The sequence below is a fragment of the Sphingobium amiense genome, assembly GCF_003967075.1.
GTDB classification, from domain to species: domain Bacteria; phylum Pseudomonadota; class Alphaproteobacteria; order Sphingomonadales; family Sphingomonadaceae; genus Sphingobium; species Sphingobium amiense.
The window spans coordinates 2,292,923-2,307,415 of sequence record NZ_AP018664.1 but is presented as its reverse complement, the minus strand read 5'-3'; the positions used below and the strand labels follow the sequence as shown (position 1 = coordinate 2,307,415).

General features: G+C 66.5%; 15 protein-coding genes. 10 read left to right on the top strand and 5 right to left on the bottom strand.

Annotated elements, in window-relative coordinates; genetic code table 11:
* Positions 1-8: 8 nt before the first annotated feature.
* The gene (locus SAMIE_RS11095; protein WP_066699410.1) at positions 9-503 is read right to left on the bottom strand and encodes a DUF2141 domain-containing protein; all 495 of its coding nucleotides are present in this window, start codon (positions 501-503) and stop codon (positions 9-11) included.
* A gap of 131 nt (positions 504-634) precedes the next feature.
* On the opposite strand from SAMIE_RS11095, the gene lptF reads away from it, so the two are divergent.
* Positions 635-1,858 (top strand): LPS export ABC transporter permease LptF, encoded by a 1,224-nt coding sequence (gene lptF, locus SAMIE_RS11090; RefSeq protein ID WP_066699412.1) that lies wholly within the window; start codon positions 635-637, stop codon positions 1,856-1,858.
* A 5-nt stretch (positions 1,859-1,863) separates the two neighbouring features.
* Positions 1,864-2,964: an LPS export ABC transporter permease LptG gene (gene lptG / locus SAMIE_RS11085; RefSeq protein WP_066699413.1), complete on the top strand. Its 1,101-nt coding sequence runs from the start codon at positions 1,864-1,866 to the stop codon at positions 2,962-2,964.
* A gap of 159 nt (positions 2,965-3,123) precedes the next feature.
* On the opposite strand, the gene SAMIE_RS11080 is transcribed toward lptG, so the two are convergent.
* A complete protein-coding gene (locus tag SAMIE_RS11080) occupies positions 3,124-4,188 on the bottom strand; it encodes a fatty acid desaturase family protein (protein ID WP_066699414.1) in 1,065 nt (354 codons plus the stop codon).
* A 149-nt stretch (positions 4,189-4,337) separates the two neighbouring features.
* Here SAMIE_RS11080 and SAMIE_RS11075 point away from each other — a divergent pair, with 149 nt between their 5' ends.
* Together SAMIE_RS11075 and SAMIE_RS11070 are read left to right on the top strand one after the other, a co-directional pair.
* Positions 4,338-5,495, top strand: coding sequence for a hypothetical protein (locus SAMIE_RS11075; protein WP_066699500.1), 1,158 nt, complete (start codon positions 4,338-4,340; stop codon positions 5,493-5,495).
* A gap of 98 nt (positions 5,496-5,593) precedes the next feature.
* The gene (locus SAMIE_RS11070) at positions 5,594-5,776 is read left to right on the top strand and encodes a CsbD family protein (protein ID WP_066699417.1); all 183 of its coding nucleotides are present in this window, start codon (positions 5,594-5,596) and stop codon (positions 5,774-5,776) included.
* 149 nt (positions 5,777-5,925) lie between these two features.
* On the opposite strand, the gene SAMIE_RS11065 is transcribed toward SAMIE_RS11070, so the two are convergent.
* Positions 5,926-7,311 carry an alanine/glycine:cation symporter family protein gene (locus SAMIE_RS11065; protein ID WP_066699418.1) on the bottom strand — a complete coding sequence of 462 codons (1,386 nt, stop codon included), beginning with the start codon at positions 7,309-7,311 and terminating at the stop codon, positions 5,926-5,928.
* A gap of 102 nt (positions 7,312-7,413) precedes the next feature.
* Between SAMIE_RS11065 and glmM the strand changes: the two genes are divergently transcribed.
* The 4 genes from glmM to SAMIE_RS11045 all read left to right on the top strand — a co-directional run bounded on the left by glmM (position 7,414) and on the right by SAMIE_RS11045 (position 10,641).
* Positions 7,414-8,754, top strand: coding sequence for a phosphoglucosamine mutase (gene glmM / locus SAMIE_RS11060; protein ID WP_066699503.1), 1,341 nt, complete (start codon positions 7,414-7,416; stop codon positions 8,752-8,754).
* 174 nt (positions 8,755-8,928) lie between these two features.
* Complete coding sequence (locus SAMIE_RS11055; RefSeq protein WP_066699419.1) at positions 8,929-9,153, top strand: DUF1272 domain-containing protein; 225 nt, start codon at positions 8,929-8,931, stop codon at positions 9,151-9,153.
* Positions 9,150-10,037: a bifunctional hydroxymethylpyrimidine kinase/phosphomethylpyrimidine kinase gene (gene thiD / locus SAMIE_RS11050; protein WP_066699422.1), complete on the top strand. Its 888-nt coding sequence runs from the start codon at positions 9,150-9,152 to the stop codon at positions 10,035-10,037. The genes SAMIE_RS11055 and thiD overlap by 4 nt, the downstream gene beginning before the upstream one ends.
* Positions 10,018-10,641, top strand: coding sequence for a ribonuclease HII (locus SAMIE_RS11045; RefSeq protein ID WP_066699424.1), 624 nt, complete (start codon positions 10,018-10,020; stop codon positions 10,639-10,641). The genes thiD and SAMIE_RS11045 overlap by 20 nt, the downstream gene beginning before the upstream one ends.
* A 55-nt stretch (positions 10,642-10,696) precedes the next feature.
* Here the strand turns inward: SAMIE_RS11045 and betI are convergent, their stop codons facing one another.
* Both betI and SAMIE_RS11035 read right to left on the bottom strand, forming a co-directional pair.
* Positions 10,697-11,335 carry a transcriptional regulator BetI gene (gene betI / locus SAMIE_RS11040; RefSeq protein WP_232037218.1) on the bottom strand — a complete coding sequence of 213 codons (639 nt, stop codon included), beginning with the start codon at positions 11,333-11,335 and terminating at the stop codon, positions 10,697-10,699.
* A 112-nt stretch (positions 11,336-11,447) separates the two neighbouring features.
* The gene (locus tag SAMIE_RS11035; RefSeq protein ID WP_066699427.1) at positions 11,448-11,789 is read right to left on the bottom strand and encodes an ArsR/SmtB family transcription factor; all 342 of its coding nucleotides are present in this window, start codon (positions 11,787-11,789) and stop codon (positions 11,448-11,450) included.
* A 291-nt stretch (positions 11,790-12,080) separates the two neighbouring features.
* Between SAMIE_RS11035 and SAMIE_RS11030 the strand changes: the two genes are divergently transcribed.
* Both SAMIE_RS11030 and folP read left to right on the top strand, forming a co-directional pair.
* Complete coding sequence (locus tag SAMIE_RS11030; protein ID WP_066699430.1) at positions 12,081-13,220, top strand: site-specific DNA-methyltransferase; 1,140 nt, start codon at positions 12,081-12,083, stop codon at positions 13,218-13,220.
* Between the two features lie 98 nt (positions 13,221-13,318).
* Positions 13,319-14,452, top strand: a complete 1,134-nt coding sequence (gene folP, locus SAMIE_RS11025; RefSeq protein WP_066699432.1) for a dihydropteroate synthase — start codon at positions 13,319-13,321, stop codon at positions 14,450-14,452.
* The last annotated feature ends 41 nt before the right edge of the window (positions 14,453-14,493 follow it).

Sequence of the window (14,493 nt, the reverse complement as noted above, 5' to 3'; positions counted from 1 at the left end):
CTATGCCGTCACATATATTGCAGGGTGATGGTGATCTTCGTCACGCCCGCCCCGGCGTTGAAGGCCGCCTTCTCCACGCCCGGTTTGCCGAGGTTGAAGATGCTGAGCTTGGGATTGTTGGAAAATCCCCCGCCGTCGCGCGAAATGTCGGTCCGGCCGTTACCGTCGCGGTCGTGCCGCACGGCGATGGCATAACGGCCCGGCTGCGGCACCGGCACGCAGAAGCGCATCGCGCCGTCGCGGGGCTTTACGCCCGTTTCGATGCGGTTGAGCCATTCGCCCTTGGTCAGCCATGCGGCTTTCGTGGCGGGATAGGACTGGACGCGCACCGTGCCGCTCGCGGCGGCAAAGCCGCGCACGTCGACCAGCACCGCCGGTCCCTTCGCATTGGGGCCGCAGCGTTCGAGATCGTTGGCGATTTCCTGCCCGTGGGCCATTGCCGGAACGGATGCGATGACCGCCGCCGCCGACAGGAACCCCAGTGCAACTTTCAACATGACCATCAGACTCCTGGAAGCTATAGCCGACCGGAATGGACCGGACGGACAGCCCCTGTTCGCCCCCGCAAACTTACTCATCGGCATATGGGATGGGTTTGCGGCCAAAACATGGTGATGGAACGACGACTTAGAGAATGCTGACCGCCACCGACCGCTACCTCGCCCGTCTGATCGCGCTGCCCATGCTGGGTTCCTTCGTGATCGCAGCGATGCTGTTCCTGCTCGACAAGATGCTGAGCCTCTTCGATTTCGTCGCGGCGCAGGGCGGGCCGGTCAGCGTCGTGTGGCGGATGCTGGCCAACATGCTGCCCGAATATATGTCGCTGGCGATCCCCATCGGCCTGATGCTCGGCATCCTGCTCGCCTTCCGCAAGCTCGCGACGACATCGGAACTCGACGTGATGCGCGGGGTCGGCCTGTCCTACCGCCGCCTGCTGCGCGTGCCCTATATGTATGCGATCGCGCTCGCGATCATCAATTTCGGCATTGTCGGCTTCGTCCAGCCGCTCTCCCGCCACGCCTATGAGGCGCTGCGTTTCGAACTGCGCTCGGGCGCCCTGGGCGCGTCGATCAAGGTCGGCGAATTCACGACCTTGGGCAAGCGGATGACGCTGCGCATCGAACGCAGCAAGGAGGAAGGACGCAATCTTCAGGGCATCTTCGTGCGCGCCGTCAGCCGTAATGGCCAGTCGGTCGCGGTCACGGCGGAGCAGGGCACCTTCCTCGCCACCGACGATCCCGACACCATCATCTTCCGCCTGCGTAACGGCGTGCTGGTCAATGACGGCCCCAAATATAAGACGCCGCGCATACTTTCCTTCTCCAGCCACGACCTGCCCATCGACCTGCCCCAGATCGAGCGGTTCCGCGGGCGCGACAATGACCGGGAAAAGACGATCCCGGAACTGTTCGTCATCGGGAAAAGCCAGGAAACCCCGCCCAAGCTGAAGGACGAGGTGCGCGCCAATTTCCACTTCCGCATGGTGGAGGTGGTGTTCATGCTGCTGCTGCCGCTCGCCGCGCTCGCCTTCGCGATCCCGCCCAAGCGATCGACCTCCGCGCTCGGCGTCTTCCTGTCGATCATCTTCATCGTGACCTATCACAAGATCAACCAATATGGCGAAAGCGTCGGCGCGCTGGGCCGGATCGACCCGATCATCGCGCTGTGGGGACCGTTCCTGCTCGCCTCCGCTCTGGTGCTGTGGATGTATCACGTTCTCGCCCACCGGCCCGGCGGCCAGCCCATCGCGGCGCTCGAATATGCGTTCGGCAAGCTTGGCAAGCAGGTCGTGCGCCTGTTGCGCCTGCGCCGCCGCCGCAGCGACGCGCTGCCCGATGCCGCGGAAGGAGCGGCCTGAACCCCATGAACCTCGATTTCTTCCCCTCGCGCCGGATGGCGCTCTACATGGTGAAGCTCTTCTTCACCCGCAGCTTCGCCGTGCTGGCGATGCTCGTCGCCATCCTCCTGACGCTCGACCTGCTGGGCGAATCGGGCGACGTGCTCGCCTATGCCGGTAATGGCGACGCGGAACTGTGGCATTATGCGGGCCTGCGCGCGCCCCAGATCGCCGCCACATTCCTGCCATTCTCGGTGCTGCTCGGCACGCTCATCATGCTGGCGACGCTCAACCAGAACAGCGAGATCATCGCGATGAAGGCGGCGGGCCTGTCCGCGCACCAGATCCTCGCGCCGCTGATCGCCGCCGCGCTCGGCATGTCGGCGCTCAGCTTCGTCTTCAACGAACGCATCGTCGTGCGCGCGACCGCATCGCTCAGCGCATGGCAGGCGGTCGATTACGGCCCGATCCCGCGCGACAGCGGGGTCAAGTCGAACCCGTGGGTGCGCGACGGCAACAATCTCGTCAACGTCGCCATCGTCGCGGGACGGGGCACCAACGTCCAGTTGCGCAAGGTGGAAATCTACAACCGCGTCAACAACAGCCTGACGACCATCGTGCAGGCGCCGCGCGGCCATTATGACGCCGCAAGCAAAAGCTGGGTGCTGGAAAATGCCCGCCAGTTCGACGTGGCGCGCGGCACCGTCCGCGACATGGGCACCGTCCGCTTCGGCCGCGACATCCGCCCCGACCAGTTCACGCTGGCGAAGGTCGATCCCGACGCGCTGACCTTCGACGAACTGCGCGCCGCCATCGCCGACCTGCACGACGCGGGCCGCCCCACCGCCGAGCTGGAGGGCAATCTCTGGCACAAGATTTCCGGGCCGCTCTCCGCGCTGCTGATGCCGATCCTTGGCTCGGTCGCCGCCTTCGGCCTCGCGCGGTCGGGCGCGCTCTTCCTGCGCGCCGTCACCGGCATGGCGCTGGGCTTCGCCTATTTCGTCGCCGACAATTTCTCGCTCGCGATGGGCAGCCTCGGCGCCTATCCGCCGGTGCTGGCGGCGTGGGCGCCTTTCTTCCTTTTCCTGCTGGTGGGCGAAACCGTTCTCTTCCGCACGGAAGAATAGCCCAAAAAAGAAGGCTCCGGCGACCAAGGGGAGTCGCGCAGAGCCTTCCACAGGGGGCGTCCCGGTCCCTAGAGGGGGGAAGAAAGACCGGAACAGCACCCATATGGGCGGCTCCAATCCCGTTTCAACCCGCAACTAAAAAATTTCGGGAGAGCGCCCTTAACGGCCCATCGTGCTCCGCGCGATCTTGCCGACTAGCGGCATCATCCCGGCATAATTGCCCTTCCGATACGGCGATTCCGCGTCCAGCGTTTCCATCAGCCGCGCATGCGCCTTGCCCAGCGCATGATAGGGCACGCTCGGCAGCAGGTGGTGCAGCGCGTGATAGCGCAGCCCCACCGGCGCCCACAGGGCGGGCAGGGTGCCGGGCGGCGGCACGTTGACCGAATCGAGATACTGCGCCGTCACCGTCATCGCCTCGCCCTCATTTTCCCAGAGGTGAGCGACGAGAGTGCGAAGCTGGTTGATGACGGTCATCGCCGCATGGATGCCCATATAGACGAGCAGCGGCTTCCACCCGAAGGCGAAGACGCTGCCGATCAGCGCCAGCGCGACGAGGCACGCGCCCGCTTCCTGCCATGCCCACATGCGCGCGAACTCGCCTTCGGGCGCGCGGCGGCGATAGGCCGGGTTGATCGACAGCGCCGAAAATTCCGCCACCACCCTGGCGCGCAGCGGCGGGATCAGCAGGCTGAGCGGCGTCAGCACGCCGAACCGCAGAATCAACCCCACCGGCGCCAGCGCCGCCACCACGATGAACAGCGGCAGCGACCATGGCTTCATCAGCGCCAGCGGCAGATATTCCGGGTCTTCGCTGGTGCCGTAACGGGTGCGCGCATGGTGCTGCGTGTGGACGCCTTCATACATGAACGAAGGGATCATGAGCGGCAGGCCGACGATCAGGTTCCATGCCCCACGAAATCCCGGCAGCGCGCCCTTGCGATAATGGGTCAGCTCATGGATGAAGCTCGCCGCGCGATAGAGCGCCAGCATCGCCACGATGGCGCAGCCGACCGCGACCGCCACATTGTCGACAAGGATCGCGCCCGCCATCGCGCCCCAGCCGACAAGCGCCGACGCCAGCATGTCGCTCCAGAAGATACGCGGGTCCGCCACGGAAAATTCGCGCGCCAGATCGGCCGCCGCGCGCAGCATCGCGCTGTCGTCGGGGATCGCAGCCCGCGCCCGCTGCGCGGCGGCAAGAATGGGGTCGTGCTTCGTCATGCGGGCCGATCTAGCCTCCAAATGCGCTGACATCATGGCAGCACCATGACATATTCACCATGTTGCCACCCGCTTTCCCGAGCGCAATTGACTTTGCGCGGACAAGCGTGGAACTGCTCGCCAACTTCGTTTTCCAAAAGGCGGCATCCGTGGCGCAGACCGATCTGGTGATTACCCCCGTTTCCGGCAAGGCTGATATGAAGGCCTTCATCGACCTGCCATGGCGGCTTTACGCCGGCGATCCCAACTGGGTGCCGCCGCTCAAGGCCGAGGTGAAGGAGCTGCTCACCCCCGGCAAGAATCCGTTCTTCGGTCATGCGACGGCGCAATATTTCCTCGCCCGGCGCGGCGGGCAGGTGGTGGGGCGCATCTCCGCCCATATCGACCATCTCGCGACGCAGCAGCCGCCCGAACAGGGCATGGGTCCGGGCACCGGCAATTTCGGCATGTTCGAGGCGGAGGACGACGCGACGGCGCAGGCGCTGATCGCCGCGGCCGAGGACTGGCTGCGCGGTCAGGGCGTGACCCGCGTGCTGGGGCCGATTTCGCTCTCCATCTGGGAAGAGCCGGGCCTCCTCATCTCGGGCCACGATCATCCGCCCACCGTCATGATGGGCCATAACAGCCCCCGCTATCAGGCGATGATCGAAGGGGCGGGCTACACCCCCGTCAAGCAGCTCAAGACCTATGAACTCGACATCACGAAGAATTTCCCGCCGCTGATCGAGCGCATCGTCCAGTCGGGCGAGAAAAACCCGCGCATCCGCGTGCGGCAGGTCGACAAAAAGCAGTTCGACAAGGAAGCCGCGATCATTCTCGGCATCCTCAACGACGCATGGGGCAATAACTGGGGTTTCGTCCCCATCACCGACGAGGAAGTCGCGCACACGGGCAAGAAGCTGAAGCCCATCGTGTTCGAGGATCTCATCATGATTGCCGAGCTGGATGGCGAGCCGGTCGCCTTCATGATGACGCTGCCCGACCTCAACGAAGCGCTGAAACCGCTCAACGGGTCGCTCTTCCCGTTCCGCTGGATCAAATTGCTGTCATGGCTGCGAAAGCCGCAATGCCGCACCATGCGCGTGCCGCTGATGGGCGTGGTGCAGCGCCTGCAGTCGTCGCGCATGGCGAGCCAGCTCGCTTTCATGATGATCGAATATATCCGCCGCAACGCCGTCGCCCGCTATGGATCGAACCGCGGAGAACTCGGCTGGGTGCTCGACGACAATCAGGGCATGAACGCCATCGCCGACGCGATCAACGGCACGGTGAACAAGATCTACCAGATCTACGAAAAGCCGCTCTGAAACCTGTCCGAAGTTTAATGATTACCGCCCCGTAACGTCTGCAACCCTGCCGCGCCCGCTTCGTTGACAACCCAGGTAACGACGAAAGGAGTTTTATCATGGGTGAGACCATCGACAAGCTGAAGGCTGCCGGCAACAAGGCTGCGGGCGCGGTCAAGGACGGCATCGGCAAGGCCACCGACAATGAACGCCTGCAGGCCGAAGGCAAGGCGCAGAAGGCCAAGGGCACGGCGCAGGATGTGTCCGGATCGGTCAAGGGCGCGCTCGGCGACAAGATCTGATTTTCCGACCCTCGAGGGTTACGGGCCTCGCTCCTGAAAAGGAGCGGGGTCTTTTCTATTCCTCCCCTAGAAGGGGAGGGGGACCGCTCGCGAAGCGAGTGGTGGAGGGGTATCCCCCTATCGGGAAGGCGACACCCCTCCGTCAGCCGCTACGCGCCTGCCACCGGATCATCCGGCTTCGCCAGATACGCCCTCACATCGCGCCGCAATTCCCCCGCGCACAGGTAAAGCGCTATCACGTTGGGGATCGCCATCAGGAAAAAGCTCGAATCGACGATGCCCACTACCCGGCCAAGGTCGATGGCGGCGGCGGGCGGCAGGGCGACGACATAGAGAATCTTGTAGGTCCACTGCGCCCCGGGTCCATGGCCGAACAGATAGCCCCACGCCTGCAAGCCATAAAAGCCCCACGCCACCAGCGTCGAATAGGCGAAGAGGAACACCACGACCGCCAGCAGCCACGGAAACCATGGCGACACCTTGGCAAAAGCGGCGGATGTGATCGCGATCCCCTCCAGCCCCGTATTCCAGGTCCCCGCGACCACCAGCGCGAGGCCGCCCAGCGCGCAGACGATCATCGTGCCGAGCAACGGCTCCAACAGCGCGACCAGCCCTTCCGACACCGGATGCCGAACCCGCGCCAGACTGTGCGCCATCACCGCCGATCCGACGCCCGCCTCGCTGGCGAAGACCGCGCGCCGCATTCCCGCGACGAATGCCCCGACCGTGCCTCCCGTCGCCGCCGCGCCCGACCATGCGCCGTTCCAGATCAGCGCCAGCGCCGCCGGTATCTCGCCCGCATGCAGGATCAGGATCGCCGCGACGCCGATCAGATAGACCGCGACCTTGAGCGGCGTCAGCCGCTTCGCCACTTCGCCCAGCCACGCCGCCCCGCCCAGCGTCACCAGCGCCACCGCCCCCGCCAGAAACACGCCATAGGCCCACCCGTTGCTGAGGCCCGTCACCACCTTCACCTGCGCGAAGCTCTGGTTGACCTGCACCATCGGGATCGCCCCGAACAGCGCGAAGAAGGCGTAGGCGCCGCCCAGCGCCAGCCCCAGCTTCGGCCAGCCGCGCGCCGCGCCCACGGCTTTCAGAACATACATCGGCCCGCCATGGACATGGCCTCGGCGGTCGAACACGCGATATTTGAGGCCCAGCGTCACCTCCGCCATCTTCACCGTCATCGCGAACCAGCCGATGACGAACATCCACAGGATCGCGCCCGGCCCGCCCATCGTCAGCGCAACCGCCACGCCCGCGATATTGCCAAGGCCGATGGTGCCCGACAGCGCGGTGGAAAGCGCCGCCCACTGGCTGACATCGCCCTTCGCCTCGCCCGCGCGCGGCTGGCTGCGCAGGATGCGCAGCGCCCGCCCGACCTGACGCACATTGGGAAAACCCAGCCATGCGGTGAAGAACAGCATCGGCACCGCCAGATAGAGCACGATCAGCTCGATCTGCGCGCCGAACAGCGGCACCCTGAAGAAGACGGCGGCGGAAAGCCCGTCCACGAACGCATTGAATGGCTCCATGCCTCCGGGATGCCGCCGCCCGCCGGGAAAGTCGATTAAAGATTGCTCATGAACGCGCTGCCGGGTTGCGAGCCATGGGCGGATCGGTGCATGGAAGGCGGCATGAGCAGGCAATATTTCGGCACAGACGGCATCCGTGGCCGCACTAACCAGTGGCCCATGACCGCCGACCTCGCGATGAAGGTCGGCATGGCGGCGGGCACGCATTTCCTGCGCGGCAGCCACCGCCACCGCGTCGTCATCGGCAAGGATACGCGGCTGTCGGGCTATATGGTCGAAAATGCGCTGGTCGCGGGCTTCACCGCCGTGGGCATGGACGTGGTGCAGTTCGGCCCGATCCCGACGCCCGCCGTCGCGCTTCTCGCCCATTCGATGCGCGCGGACCTCGGCGTCATGATCTCCGCCAGCCACAATCCCTATTATGACAATGGCATCAAGCTGTTCGGGCCGGACGGCTACAAGCTGTCGGACGAGGACGAACTGCGGATCGAGGTGCTGCTGGGGCAGGACATCCCGCTCGCCGCGTCGAAGGACATCGGCCGCGCCCGCCGCGTGGAGGATGCGCGCGGCCGCTATATTCACGCGGTCAAGTCCAGTTTCCCAGCCGACCTGCGGCTCGACGGCCTCAAGATCGTCGTCGATTGCGCCAACGGCGCCGCCTATCAGGTCGCGCCTTCGGCCCTGTGGGAACTGGGCGCGACCGTGGTCGCCATCGGCGTCGATCCCAACGGCACCAACATCAACGATGGCTGTGGATCGACCGCGCCGCTGCTGCTTCAGGAAACCGTGGTGTCGGCGGGCGCGGACGTGGGCATTGCGCTCGATGGCGATGCCGACCGCCTGATCGTCGTGGACGAAAAGGGCCGACTTGTCGACGGCGATCAGATCATGGCGCTGATCGCCGCCAATTTCGCCAGGGAAGGCACGCTGCGCGGCGGCGGCCTCGTCGCGACGGTCATGTCCAACCTTGGCCTCGAACGCTTCCTGTCGGGGCGAGGCATCGGCCTTGAACGCACCAAGGTCGGCGACCGCTATGTGCTGGAGAGGATGCGCGAGGGCGGCTTCAATGTGGGCGGCGAGCAGTCGGGCCACATGATCCTGTCCGATTACGCCACCACCGGCGACGGCACCGTCGCCGCGCTTCAGGTGCTGGCCGCACTCGTCCGCTCCGGCAAGCCCGCCAGCGAAACGCTGCACCAGTTCGACCCCGTGCCGCAGCTCCTCAAAAATGTCCGCTTCGCCGGCGGAAAGCCGCTGGAGCATGACGATGTGAAGCGCGTCATCGCGCAGGCGGAGGCCGAACTCACCGGTTCGGGCCGCCTCGTCATCCGCCCCTCCGGCACCGAACCCGTCATCCGCGTCATGGCGGAGGGCGACCGCGAGGATCAGGTGCGCGACGTGGTCGACCGCATCTGCGCCGCCGTGGAAAAGGCCGCGGCGTGAGTAGCACGAAATTACCGTTCGCCCTGAGCGAAGTCGAAGGGCACCGCCGACCGCAGGGAGGTGTCTTCGCCCCCGCTCTGACAGAGGCTTCGACTTCACCTTCGGTGAAGTTTATCCTGAGCGCCTGCTGCAAGCAGGCAGTTGAGCGGCTCAGCCCGAACGGATTGCGTTTCGATGCTTGAGATGCGCCCCGATTGCGAACGCTGCGGCGCGGACCTGCCCGCCGACGCGCCGGGCGCGTTCATCTGCTCCTTCGAATGCAGCTTCTGCGCGCCCTGTGCGGAAGCGCTCGACGACCGCTGCCCCAATTGCGGCGGCGAACTGATGGACCGCCCGACCCGAACGGGCAAGGCGCTCGCCAGCAATCCCGCCTCGACCCAGCGGCGCTTCAAGGGGTGAGCATCGCGCGCATCCTCATCGTCGCCGGGTCCGACAGCGGCGGCGGCGCGGGCATTCAGGCGGACATCAAAACGGTGACGCTGCTCGGCGGCCACGCCATGACCGCGATCACCGCCATCACCGCGCAGAACACGCTGGGCGTTCAGGCGGTCCACCCCGTGCCGACCGACATGGTGCTGGCGCAGATGGAAAGCTGCATCAGCGACATCGGCGTCGATGCGGTCAAGATCGGCATGATCGGCAGCGCGGAGACGGCCAGCGCCGTGGCGGACAGGCTGGCGCAGCTTTCCGTCCCTGTCGTCTTCGATCCCGTCATGGTCGCCACCAGCGGCTCAAGCCTTGCCGACGGAGCGACCGTCGCCGCCTTCGAAAAGCTGATGCAGGTCGCCACGGTCATCACCCCCAACCTGCCGGAACTTGAAGCGCTGAGCGGTCGGGCTATTGCCAATCTCGACGAGCTGGAGGATGCGGCACAGGCGTTGAGAGAGCGAATCGGCGCGGTGGTGCTGGCGAAGGGCGGGCATCTGCCGCAGCAGCCTGACGACGACCGCCCGCTGATCCATGACCTGCTGGTCGATGCCGACATGATGGCCGACTATTCGGTCGCGCGGGTGGAGACGCGGCACAGCCACGGCACGGGCTGCACGCTGGCGAGCGCAGTGGCGGCGGGGCTGGGCGCGGGCCTGTCGCTGGGTGAGGCGGTGGACCGGGCGGAGGCGTTCGTCGCCGCCGCGCTCGGCGCCGCACCGGGGCTGGGGGCAGGCCATGGACCGATGGGTCATACGCTGGGTCGCACGCCCTTCTATCATCTGCTTGCCGCAATGGACCGAAACGGTTGGGACGCAGCGGCCTTCGCCGCGCGCTATGGCGACGCTGGTGACTAAGTCCGGGCCTGATTTCGCTCACGAGCTGCGCCATCATCCCGGCCTCGTCGCGGGCGTCGATGAAGCGGGCAGGGGACCGCTCGCCGGACCCGTGGTCGCCGCCGCCGTCATCCTGCGGCAGGAAGATTGCCCGGACGGCCTCAACGACAGCAAGCAGCTCACCGCCGCCCGCCGCGCCGCGCTGGAGATCGAGATCAAGGCGCGCGCCCTCTGCTGGGGCGTCAGCATGGCGAGCGTCGAGGAAATCGACGATATCAACATTCTCTGGGCGACGATGCTGGCGATGACCCGCGCGGTGGAGGCGCTGTCCCACGACTGCGCGCATGTGCTGGTGGACGGCAACCGCTGCCCGAAATGGCGCTGGGCCTCCACCGCCATCGTGGAGGGGGACGCCAAATGCCTCTCCATCGCCGCCGCCTCCATCCTCGCGAAGGAGGCGCGCGACCGGATGATGATCGCCGCCGCCGCCGACCACCCGCATTATGGCTGGGAAACCAACAAGGGCTATGGCAGCGCCCGGCACCTCGCCGCGCTGCGCGAACATGGGCCGACCCCGCTCCACCGCCGCAGCTTCGCGCCGGTGGCGCAGCTCGTGCTGCTTTAGAGCATTTTCGAAGCGGACGGACCCGTCCGCTGGCTCGGAAAATGCGGCGAACGATCTAAGCCGCGATCAGCCGGTCCATCGCTTCGGCGACCATCGCCTGCGCTTCCCTGGGCGAGAAGGTGCTGCGGTCGAGGCAGAGTTCCAGCCACAGCCCGTCGACCAGCGCCTGCAGGCTGATCGTCGCGATGCGGATGCGGGCTTCGGGCAGGTGGGGCGCCGCCGCACGCAGCAGATCCTCCAGTTGTCCGCGCGCCCCGGCGTAAACTTCCGCATGGACCGCTGCGATATCCCGGTCGGATTTGACGAGGCTCCAGAAGGCGATCCACGTCGCCAGCAGGTCCGGGTCCAGCACCGGCGCCACGAAATTCGCTTCCAGTCCCGCGCGCAGCCGGTCGCGCGGATCGTCGCCCGCCGCATCCACCGCCGCGTTGACCGCCGCCGACACCTTGCGCCCCACATCCTTGTAGGTGGCGAGGATCAGCGCATCGACGCCCTCGAAATAATGGGTCAGCAGTCCCGAAGACACGCCGGCCTTGGCGCATATGCCGCGCACGGACGTTCCGCCCACGCCCTTTTCGGCCAGACAGGCCGCCGTCGCGTCGATCAGTGCCTGACGCCGCACGTCAGCGGTTTCCCGCACAAATCTTGCCCGCTCACGTACCGGTGGAGGCAGCGCCTCGCTCATGACTCGCATATTCACACTACCCCCTCCGCTCCTTTGCGCGTGCTGCAAGTCAGTTGCAAGAGCGTTTCGTCGAACGGAAACCGTAGCGGAAAAGGACAGTGCGCCGCCTTGTCCGGCCCTACTATCGTCCGCCCAGTCCCTCCAGCGCGGCGAAGCGCTGCGACCAGAGCGCGCCGTGCACCGCCATCCACTGCACCACGGGGCCAAGCCCCTTCACGCGCGCGGCATAATGGGTCTCCCGCCCCGCGCGGCGCGCCGTCACCAGCCCCGCCTGCCGCAGCTTGGCAAGATGGCGCGACACCATCGGCTGCGACACGCCCGCGCTGCGGGTCAGCGTCTGGACATTCTGCTCCCCGTCGCGCACCAGCGCCTCCAGCAGCGCGCGCCGCGTGCCGTCCGACAGAGCCTTGAACAGCGCGTCGGCGGCGGCCGGGTGAGCGGCGGGGGCAGGCTGGTTCGTCATGGTTAACGCATAACCCGACGATTATGGATCGGTCAATGCCGCCGCCTTTTTCCGCTCCCCCAGCGCGTTAACCAAAAAAAGTCCGGGGCGGGGCCGCGATGAGTCTTTCCTGCCACACCGCGCCATCTTGAGTCTTCGCCGCCCGCTTCGACTCAACATCTTGTGTCCATCCTCCACAGCACAGCGGCGTTAACCAATTTTCGAACGGTGCGTGCTAAGTCGCTGATCTTGACGCCGGACTCCCGAGGACTCATCGCATGGTCCTCAAGACGAACGGGGGCAGACGAACATATGGGTGTGATGGAGCGGGTCGCGGCGCCGCGACGCAGGAAAGCGGCTGCGCCGGTGGACAACAGTGCGGCGATCGCCACCGACCGCCTGCTGCGCGGCGATTGCATCGCCGAAATGGCGAAGCTGCCCGACGCCTGCGTCGACATGATCTTCGCCGATCCGCCCTATAATCTCCAGCTCGGCGGCGACCTCTTCCGTCCCGAGGGCAGCCGCGTCGATGCCGTCGACAATGACTGGGACAAGTTCGACACGCTCGGCAGCTACGACCGCTTCACGAAAGCATGGCTGCGCGAGGCGCGCCGTATCCTGAAGCCCAACGGCACCATCTGGGTGATCGGCAGCTACCACAATATCTTCCGGGTGGGCACCGCGCTTCAGGACGAAGGCTTCTGGATTCTCAACGACATCATCTGGCGCAAGTCCAACCCCATGCCCAATTTCAAGGGCACCCGCTTCACCAACGCGCATGAAACGCTGATCTGGGCGAGCCAGGGGGAGGACGCCCGCTACACCTTCAACTACAAGGCGATGAAGACGCTCAACGACGAGCTTCAGATGCGCTCCGACTGGGTGCTGCCGATCTGCGCCGGTCCCGAGCGGCTCAAGCGCAACGGGACCAAGGCGCACCCGACGCAGAAGCCCGAGGCTCTGCTTTACCGCGTCCTACTCGCCTGCACGAAGCCGGGCGACGTGGTGCTCGATCCCTTCTTCGGCACCGGCACCACCGGCGCGGTCGCCAAGCGGCTGGGGCGCAGATGGATCGGCATCGAGCGCGAGGAGGACTATATCGAAGTCGCGCTGGAGCGGATCGAGGCCGCGCTTCCGCTCGACGAGAGCGCGCTCACCATCATGCAGACCGCGCGCCAGCAGCCCAAGGTGGCGTTCGGCACGCTGGTCGAAACCGGCTATCTTGATCCCGGCACGGTCCTGACCGACACGAAGCGCCGCTGGCAGGCGGTGGTCCGCGCGGACGGATCGCTCAGCGTCGGGACGGACACCGGCTCGATTCACAAGCTGGGCGCGACGCTGCAGGGCGCGCCGAGCTGCAACGGCTGGACCTTCTGGCACCATGAGGCGGGCGGCAAGCTGCAACCCATCGACACGCTGCGCCAGACCTACCTGCTGGCGAACGAGCCTTAACCTTCGCTGCGCAAAATCCCCTCGTGTCGGGCGAAGTCGAGGCACGGTCTCGCAGCGGCTTCTCGACTTCGCTCGAAGCGAACGGATAGGGATAGTTCATGATCGCTCCTCTCCCGGCCCATGCCCGCCTCTACCTTCGGCCCGTCTGGTTCGTGCCGTCGCCGATCGGCCTTCCGGACGGCAGCGCGGCGCGCATGGGCAATGGCCTGATCTGGTTTCAGGGCTATGAGCTGAGCGCTTTCGACGGCCAACGCCGCATCGCGCGCCAGATCGTGCCGGTGGCGGAGTTCGAGGCGACCGTCGCCACGCTCCCCGATCCGCTCGCCGGGCGTGCGCAGCGCCTCGCCGCCGCCATCTCCGCTCCGCGCGCGCCGCTGGCGCTTCGCGACCGCACGATCCGCTTCGATTCGCCGCAGGTGATGGCGATCCTCAACGTCACGCCGGACAGCTTCTCGGACGGCGGGCAGCACATGGCCGATCCGCATGCAGCGGCGGACGCGGGGTTCGCGATGGCGGCGGCGGGCGCGGCGCTGATCGACGTGGGCGGCGAATCGACGCGGCCCAAGGCCGACAAGGTCTGGGAAGGCGACGAGATCGCCCGCGTCGTGCCGGTCATCGAAAAGCTCGCGGCGGCGGGCGTCCCCGTCTCCATCGACACGCGCAAGGCCGCCGTGATGGAAGCCGCCCTCGCGGCGGGCGCCGCCATCGTCAACGATGTGTCCGCCCTCGCGCACGATCCGCGCAGCCTTGAAGTCATGGCGCGCGCCGACTGCCCCATCGTCCTGATGCACGCCCCCTCCGCTGGCGACGATCCGCACGACCGCGCCGCGCTCGGGCCGGAGGGCTATGGCGATGTCGTCGCCGCCGTCTTCGACCATCTCGAAAGCCGCATCGCCGCCTGCCTCGCCGCGGGGATCGCGCGCGAGCGCCTGATCGTCGATCCGGGCCTCGGTTTCGGCAAGACGCTGGCGGAAAACCTCGCGCTGGTGAACGGCCTTGCGACCTTTCAGGGGCTGGGCGTGCCGCTGCTCTTCGCGGGCAGCAGGAAGCGGCTCATCGGCGCGCTCTCGAACGAAGCGCCGGCGGCCGACCGGCTCGGCGGCTCCATCGCGCTCGCCTTCCGTGCGGCGCAGCAGGGGGCGCAGATGGTCCGCGTCCATGACGTGAAGGAAAGCGTGCAGGCGCTCCACCTCTGGCGCGGCCTCGCCGACGCGGGGCTGAGCGCGGTCTGACGCCCGGCGGCATGTCCTATCCGCCCCGAATGGGGCAGCAG

Coding starts and splice junctions, on each gene's coding strand:
- folP (WP_066699432.1), top strand. CDS start 13,319: ATGATCGCTCCTCTCCCGGCCCATGCCCGCCTCTACCTTCGGCCCGTC.
- SAMIE_RS11045 (WP_066699424.1), top strand. CDS start 10,018: ATGGCGACGCTGGTGACTAAGTCCGGGCCTGATTTCGCTCACGAGCTG.
- SAMIE_RS11030 (WP_066699430.1), top strand. CDS start 12,081: ATGGGTGTGATGGAGCGGGTCGCGGCGCCGCGACGCAGGAAAGCGGCT.
- glmM (WP_066699503.1), top strand. CDS start 7,414: ATGAGCAGGCAATATTTCGGCACAGACGGCATCCGTGGCCGCACTAAC.
- SAMIE_RS11055 (WP_066699419.1), top strand. CDS start 8,929: ATGCTTGAGATGCGCCCCGATTGCGAACGCTGCGGCGCGGACCTGCCC.
- SAMIE_RS11070 (WP_066699417.1), top strand. CDS start 5,594: ATGGGTGAGACCATCGACAAGCTGAAGGCTGCCGGCAACAAGGCTGCG.
- betI (WP_232037218.1), bottom strand. CDS start 11,335: ATGCGAGTCATGAGCGAGGCGCTGCCTCCACCGGTACGTGAGCGGGCA.
- SAMIE_RS11035 (WP_066699427.1), bottom strand. CDS start 11,789: ATGACGAACCAGCCTGCCCCCGCCGCTCACCCGGCCGCCGCCGACGCG.
- SAMIE_RS11080 (WP_066699414.1), bottom strand. CDS start 4,188: ATGACGAAGCACGACCCCATTCTTGCCGCCGCGCAGCGGGCGCGGGCT.
- SAMIE_RS11065 (WP_066699418.1), bottom strand. CDS start 7,311: ATGGAGCCATTCAATGCGTTCGTGGACGGGCTTTCCGCCGCCGTCTTC.
- lptG (WP_066699413.1), top strand. CDS start 1,864: ATGAACCTCGATTTCTTCCCCTCGCGCCGGATGGCGCTCTACATGGTG.
- lptF (WP_066699412.1), top strand. CDS start 635: ATGCTGACCGCCACCGACCGCTACCTCGCCCGTCTGATCGCGCTGCCC.
- SAMIE_RS11095 (WP_066699410.1), bottom strand. CDS start 503: ATGGTCATGTTGAAAGTTGCACTGGGGTTCCTGTCGGCGGCGGCGGTC.